General features: G+C 31.4%; 7 protein-coding genes. All 7 read right to left on the bottom strand.

The features are described 5' to 3' along the window. Positions 1-3: 3 nt before the first annotated feature. On the bottom strand, positions 4-1,242 hold the full coding sequence (locus N4A55_RS10110) for a putative DNA modification/repair radical SAM protein (RefSeq protein ID WP_293755771.1): 1,239 nt from the start codon (positions 1,240-1,242) through the stop codon (positions 4-6). Between the two features lie 372 nt (positions 1,243-1,614). Beyond that, positions 1,615-2,196 carry a hypothetical protein gene (locus tag N4A55_RS10115; protein WP_293755774.1) on the bottom strand — a complete coding sequence of 194 codons (582 nt, stop codon included), beginning with the start codon at positions 2,194-2,196 and terminating at the stop codon, positions 1,615-1,617. A 1-nt stretch (position 2,197) separates the two neighbouring features. Continuing rightward, a complete protein-coding gene (locus tag N4A55_RS10120; protein ID WP_293755777.1) occupies positions 2,198-3,124 on the bottom strand; it encodes a hypothetical protein in 927 nt (308 codons plus the stop codon). A 353-nt stretch (positions 3,125-3,477) separates the two neighbouring features. Then, the gene (locus tag N4A55_RS10125) at positions 3,478-4,464 is read right to left on the bottom strand and encodes an ABC transporter permease (RefSeq protein ID WP_293755779.1); all 987 of its coding nucleotides are present in this window, start codon (positions 4,462-4,464) and stop codon (positions 3,478-3,480) included. Further along, the gene (locus N4A55_RS10130; protein WP_293755781.1) at positions 4,461-5,444 is read right to left on the bottom strand and encodes an ABC transporter permease; all 984 of its coding nucleotides are present in this window, start codon (positions 5,442-5,444) and stop codon (positions 4,461-4,463) included. The genes N4A55_RS10125 and N4A55_RS10130 overlap by 4 nt, the downstream gene beginning before the upstream one ends. Beyond that, a complete protein-coding gene (locus N4A55_RS10135) occupies positions 5,422-6,918 on the bottom strand; it encodes a sugar ABC transporter ATP-binding protein (RefSeq protein ID WP_293755784.1) in 1,497 nt (498 codons plus the stop codon). Before N4A55_RS10135 ends, N4A55_RS10130 begins: the two co-directional genes overlap by 23 nt. Beyond that, positions 6,881-7,077 (bottom strand): hypothetical protein (locus tag N4A55_RS10140; RefSeq protein WP_293755787.1); only part of this gene is annotated, 197 nt, incomplete at its 5' end. The genes N4A55_RS10135 and N4A55_RS10140, both read right to left, overlap by 38 nt.

A 7,077-nucleotide genomic window follows, 5' to 3' on the forward strand; every position in this document is an offset into this window, starting at 1 on the left:
TATTTATATTTTTAAAGTAAGTTGTTCATAAGGTGGTAGAGGATTCAATATGCTTTTTATAGTCTCTGGGTCAAGATTTTTTTCTCCGTAATACTTGCCGTTACATGTAACAAAAAATCTAGCTCTTTTCAATACCACTCCCATTTTTTTTAAATCCTCATAGGTAACTATTCTTACTTTCCTTTGTTTTAGTATTCTTCTGGCTGAGACCATTCCAATTCCTGGAATTCTTAATAATTCGTTTACTGACACTTTGTTAACTTCTTTTGGGAATTCCCCAATATTTCTAAGTGCCCAAATCATCTTAGGATCATAATCCAAATCAAAATTAGGGTTACTGTTATCAAGTAATTCTTTTGCTTCAAATTTATAGAATCTCAAGAGCCAATCTGCTTGATATAACCTGTGTTCTCTAAGCATTGGTGTTGTGGTTGAACTTATAGCAGGTAAGTTACCACCTTTATTAACAGGTACGTATGCAGAAAAATATACCCTTTTTAGATTAAATCTTTTATATAATTGGTTAGTTATGCTTAACATAGACAAATCGCTTTCACTGGTAGCTCCTACTATCATCTGAGTAGATTGACCTGCTGGAACAAATTTTTTGGCATGTTTGTAACGGGATGCTTCATAACTTGATTTGTTTATCTCGTCTTTTATTTGATTCATTGGCAAAAATAATTTTTTCATGGTTTTTTGAGGTGCTAATAATTTTAGTCCATCTTCTGTTGGTAATTCTATATTAACACTCATCCTGTCAGCTAGCTCCCCTGCTTGCTGAATGAGTATCTTATCTGCTCCTGGTATAGCTTTTACATGAATATAACCAGAAAATCCATAGTGATTTCTAAGTATAAGTAGAGTCTTGACTATCTTCTCCATTGTGTGATTGGGATTCTTTTCAACAGCTGAGCTTAAGAATAGACCTTCTATGTAGTTTCTTCTGTAAAATTCAATAGTAAGTTCAGCTACTTCTTCTGGTGTGAAACTAGCTCTTTTTACATCATTACTTAATCTATTAACACAGTATTCACAATCATATACGCAATAGTTGCTAAGTAATATTTTTAATAATGATACACATCTACCATCAGAAGCCCAAGTATGACATATCCCACTAGCTTGTGAACTTCCGATTTTACCTGTATTCTTTCGATTAACACCACTAGAAGCACATGAAACATCATACTTAGCTGCATCAGCTAATACTTGTAATTTTTCTATTATATTCTTCTTCATATAATCACCATCTATATTATACCAAAATTATGGCAGTAATGCAAACATATGTTCTGTCAAATAATCTGGTCTTTATGAATGTGAATAAATCAGTTTATTGTATGTAGGTCAAAAAAAGTATTTATCACTTTAATCATGAGTCACAATATTATTGATATACTCGTATACTTCTTCTGCTAACTTTTTTAGTATCATTTATTAGATACGTAAAATTCATAAAGTAAAATCCAGCTGTATTAGATGAATGATAATCATGGTTGAAAGTATATCTTGTAGTTTTCTAGGTATGCTGAAGTTAATAATCTGTATTATAATTATTAGTGCAATAAGTATTAATATTTATTTTTTATATTTCTTCATATAGCACCTTACCTACTCCAAATAATTATTTGCATCCTCCGTATTCAACTGTCCATTAAAATATTTCCTGACAGTATTCATATTGACCGCCCAGACAATCATAGTTATTATCATTGCACAAGCACATATAAAATTCATGGTAATCGCTGTCCCTTCTGCTACATTGAGACTGAAAGTCATAACAAAGCTTGCTATTAGCTGCACATATAGAAAAAAGTTACGACCACTTTTTATCTGCTCCACTAATTGGACTTTCTCTTTTTCCAACAGTTTAATTACAGCTTCATACAAATAAAATCCTAATACTAATATTAGTAATTGTACTATGGTACCAATGGCTGTTGATAATATAGTGACTTCTGAATTTTGACTCAAGAAGAAGAAAAAAGTAATAATACGTACAACTGCACATACTGAACCTACATAAGTTGCAATATGAAATTCCTTGATTTTTGTTTTATCATATAACTTTGATACAGCGCTTGTAATAAGTATATATCCTACTACATTTGGCAAGATATCGATAAAACCAATGTTTATATTAATTAGTATGAAAACTATCCCCCATACAATTATTCCAAAATGTTTACCCATCTTATAATCCCCTTTTTTTAACAAGTTGTCTAACTAATTTATCTGTAAAATATGGTGAATACCTTATGTTATACAGACTCTGACTACCCTCATTACCATTTTCATCGGTAGAATGCAATGTATATCTAATGTCATAAACATTGTACTTACAATCATTATCCAACATTTCAAAATTAGTATTAACACTTAACGTATTATAGGCTTGGAATGGTAGTTGTAGTTCATCTACAGGATAACACTCTATATCCTTTTGATTATTATGGTAATTATCTTCGATTTCCATAATCTTGTCTTTATCGGTCTCCTTTGAGATATTTACTAAAGTATTGTCTAACTCATCATTACTAACTAGATTCATTTTAACAAAATTATGTGTCTCTTCATAAAGCTTGGATGTAATATCGTTAATAATTATACTGTTATCAAGTTCAAACACTGTCTTAGAAAATCCTGTACTAGAAGAACTGCTCATTGTACTATGCAAACCTTTTTCTTTATTGTTATTGATAATAATCTTCCCAATATCTATATTTTGTTCCAACCCATTATTATACATAATGACTGCATCTTCTAAGATAATATTATCCATTTCCTCATATTCTTTTTGCTGATCTAAATTCAAGCGAGTATTAAGAACAGCTGTATTACTATTATAGTATTTTAAACTATTAGTATCTTGAAAGTTCTTATCATAAAAAGTAAGATCATATTTAGGGAAATAGATACTATTAATTTTGATACTATCTCTTCTATTGGTTATGTAATTAATACTAAGATCAATTTCATCATGTAATGATACTTCTAAGTAATGCTCTAATACTATGGGTTCACTAATCTTGTGTACTTGAATATTTATAATATTAAGTATTAGACTTATTAAACATGCTATGACTCCAATAATTAGTATTCTCTTCTTATTTCTTAACATAATTCCCCTTCTTTCTTATTGGTTCCTTTTAATTTGAAATCTCATAATAAACTTGTCCATAAAGTATTTCATTGTTTAATATTTTAACATTAATGTTCCATAAATACTACCTAAATAAATTTTGTGGATATTTTTTCCATTAAAAATAAGGGCTAGACATAAGCTAAGCCCTTATTTTAATACTCTTATATTAAATATATAATATCAACAATTATTTATCTGGAGAAATTAACGCAAGAACTATTATAAATCCCAGTCACGGAACCTGATCATAATGAATATACTGATCCAAAGAAATTATCCCTACCTACTAACCTACTAAACAATTCATAATTCATCATATCCTATCCCAATTATAAATTGAATAATTTTTTGAAGTAATTCAATCTAAAGGCAACTGTAGCTAATAATATAAGACCAAAAAGTGCAGTAATCAAAAATTGATCTACACGTAGAATATTTAATCCACTTGCCACTATCTGTAACAGTAATACAGCAAGTATCATACCACTAATTTTTCCCTTACCACCATTAGGGTCTATACCTCCAAGTACTGCTATAAGAACACTTTGTAGCAAATAGCTTGTCGCATAACCAGATGCGGCTGAGTTGAATCTTGATGTTAATATAACCGCTGCTACACCTACAAAGAAACCAGATAGAGAGTATACTTTGATAATCATACGCTTCACATTAACACCTGAAAACTCTGTAGCAGTTGGATTAGAACCATACATATAAGCCTTTTGTCCCAATGGCAAATGATGTAGCACAATATACATTATGATTGCACATATTGCAAATATATAAAGAGGAACCGGTATTCCTAAAACACTCTTATTTCCTATGAACTGAAAACTCTCTGGAAAGCCGGAAACAATCTCACCTTTTGTAATTACAATGCTAACTCCTGAAATAAGCATCTGCATACTCAACGTTACCAAAATAGCAGGAACTTTCAAATAAGCAATAATAACTCCATTACCAAAAGAAACTAATACACTAATTGAAATTCCAACTATTATAGCTAATATCACAACTCCAACGTTTTCAGTACCTTTTGGAATCATAGAGGTCATCATCTTAGCCATAATAATACCAGAAAGATTGGCAGAAGCAATACACGATAGATTGATACCTCCTGTTATCATTGTAATCATCATACATAGGGTAAGCAATCCCATTTCAGGAAATTGTCGAGTTACAGAAATAAAGGTATTGTATGATAAAAAACGTTCACTAATCAGAGAAACGATAATTACTACAACCATTAAAATGATGGATAGCATAATATTGTCTCTATTTCTCTTTACCAAAGAACTTTGCATGTCTAATTTCATTGCTCAATCTCCTTCCCTCTTTTTTTCCTTCCTCTGAGTCCAGTGAAGCAAAAACTTATCATTACAACAATACCCATAAAGAGGGTTTGATAATAACTAGATACTCCTACGAAAACAAGTCCATTATTGATTATTGTTACAAGCATCAATCCAAACAAAGTACCAATAACAGTTCCCTTACCTCCTGATAAAGCAGCTCCCCCTAAAACAACCATAGCAAGAACTTCCATTTCTTTTCCTACCAGTGCATTAGGTGCTACGTTTTGTGTTACATACATAAGTACTATGGAACCCAAAGCAGCCATTACACCCATATAAGCATAAGCAAAAATAAGTGTACGGTGAACTTTTATACCAACCCTTTTTGAAGCTTCTGTATTATCTCCTACAGCATAAACATGACGGCCAATATTTGTACATTTTAGAATCCACCATGTAAGTAATGAAGCGAATACTAGTATTCCTATTGGAATAACCAATACTGTAACCGAAGTCTTTGTTGCAAACCACTCTGGGAAGCCATATAACCAAGTACCTCCTGTAAAATACATTAAGAAACCATAAAAAACATTCATTGTCGCAATGGTTATAATAATGGCAGGAACCTTTAAGTTATATACTAGTACAGCATTAATCAATCCTAGAACAATACCAACCATTATAGCTACAGCAAATACAACAAACATATTTCCACCAATACTCATTATGAACATTGCAGCAAGATACTGTGCAACTGTCGCTGTTGCCATAAAAGAAATATCTATACCACCTGATATAATAACTACTAACAAACCAATAGCCATAACTCCTAAAGCAGCAGCACTTGCAAGCATATCAGTGATATTTCCAAAAGAAAGAAATCTCCCTTTAGAAACCACCGTTAAAATAGCAACTAAAGCCAAAACTACCATCATAAGATAAAATTCATGGGTCTGAAAAATCTTCTTTATTGAGCTTTTATTGTGTTTGTAAGACATCATTATAAAACTCCTTTTCACTAATTTCCATGGTATTTACTTCTTTTACAATAGATCCTTTATTCATTATAAGGCAACGTGAGCAATTGTAATAAATCTCTGGAACTTCATCAGATATTATAATAATTCCCATACCACTTTCTGCCAATGTTCGAATAATATCATATATAACACTTTTTGCTCCGATATCAATACCATTTGTTGGTTCATCCAATATTAATACATTTGGTTCAATAGCCAACCATTTTGCTATAACAATCTTTTGTTGGTTACCACCAGACATAGCTGATGCATGAATATTTGGAGTAGCACTTTTGATACTTAACTTCTTAATATAATCATTCGTAATATTTACTTGTCTCTTTTTATTTATAAGACCAAACTTTTCCTGTAATTTCTCAATAATTGTGAGCGACATATTATGCTTGACTGATTGGTCAATAACCAACCCTTGTAATAGTCTATCTTCTGGTACATAGGCTATTTTATTTTTTATAGCGCATTTATTGGTTTTTAGTTTTACCTCTTTACCTTCTATATAGATTTCGCCAGAAGTAGGGGGATTCATACCAAACAATGAAAGCGCAAGCTCCGTTCTTCCTGAACCTAACAATCCTATTATTCCAAGAACTTCTCCTTTACTAAGTCGAAAAGAGATATCTTTATAATGACCAACCCGATAAAGATTTTTCACTTCTAATAATATAGTATTATAATCAGGCATATTGAATTTCTGTTCAGGAATGATGTTTTGTTCGCTGATAAGATAACCTAGTTTAGTATCATCAATATCCTTGGAATCAAAAACACCAACAATTTCTCCGTCTCTTAGCGCTGTGATACGTTCTGCGATCTCTAAAATTTCATCCAACCTATGGCTAACAAACATAATCGTCATACCTTTTTCTTGCAAATCCCTTATTATCCCAAATAATATATTAACCTCTTTTCGGGTAAGAGATGATGTAGGTTCATCCATAATAACTAGTTCTGCGTCAGTTGCTATGGCTCTTGCTATAGCTACTAACTGTCTATCTGCTATAGAAAGTTCTGAAACAGGCGTTGATAAGTCTAATTTTACTTGTATTTTCTCCAAAGCCTTTTCTGCTTTTTTATAGATTTCTTTCCAATTGATATGTCCTACAGCTCTGTCTGCATAAGAATTGATTGCAATATTTTCTGCTATAGTCATATTAGGGAATACACTTAGATCTTGATATATTACAGATACTTTATTTTGTGCGTTTCTATCAGTAACTTCTAGTCCCTTATTTCCGTCAAATATATGAACAATAGAATTTTTGTCTGGTTTAAGTACTCCAGCTATAATTTTAATAAGCGTAGATTTTCCAGAACCATTTTGTCCAACAAGACAGTGTATTTCACCTTTATTCAGTTCAAACTCAACATTTTTCAATGCTTTTACTCCACCATAAGTTTTACTGACTTGCTTCATCTCTAAAAAAAGTTCTGACATAAATTACCTCCATAATACTATAATATTCTCTCGGAATCTCTAAGCCAGTAAATTCAACGCTTCTAGATTCCTTTTTATTAAAACCCCCCACTTTTTTGTCAAAAACCATTGACATATTCATCGAAAAATGTGCGCTTCGCGCCTTGATTATGAAATATA

Origin of the sequence: Vallitalea sp., assembly GCF_025211055.1 — a bacterium.
Taxonomy (GTDB): domain Bacteria; phylum Bacillota; class Clostridia; order Lachnospirales; family Vallitaleaceae; genus Vallitalea.

Excerpts from the sequence above, each read along its gene's own strand:
- N4A55_RS10110 (WP_293755771.1), bottom strand. The coding sequence starts at position 1,242 with ATGAAGAAGAATATAATAGAAAAATTACAAGTATTAGCTGATGCAGCT.
- N4A55_RS10125 (WP_293755779.1), bottom strand. The coding sequence starts at position 4,464 with ATGAAATTAGACATGCAAAGTTCTTTGGTAAAGAGAAATAGAGACAAT.
- N4A55_RS10115 (WP_293755774.1), bottom strand. The coding sequence starts at position 2,196 with ATGGGTAAACATTTTGGAATAATTGTATGGGGGATAGTTTTCATACTA.
- N4A55_RS10130 (WP_293755781.1), bottom strand. The coding sequence starts at position 5,444 with ATGATGTCTTACAAACACAATAAAAGCTCAATAAAGAAGATTTTTCAG.
- N4A55_RS10135 (WP_293755784.1), bottom strand. The coding sequence starts at position 6,918 with ATGTCAGAACTTTTTTTAGAGATGAAGCAAGTCAGTAAAACTTATGGT.
- N4A55_RS10120 (WP_293755777.1), bottom strand. The coding sequence starts at position 3,124 with ATGTTAAGAAATAAGAAGAGAATACTAATTATTGGAGTCATAGCATGT.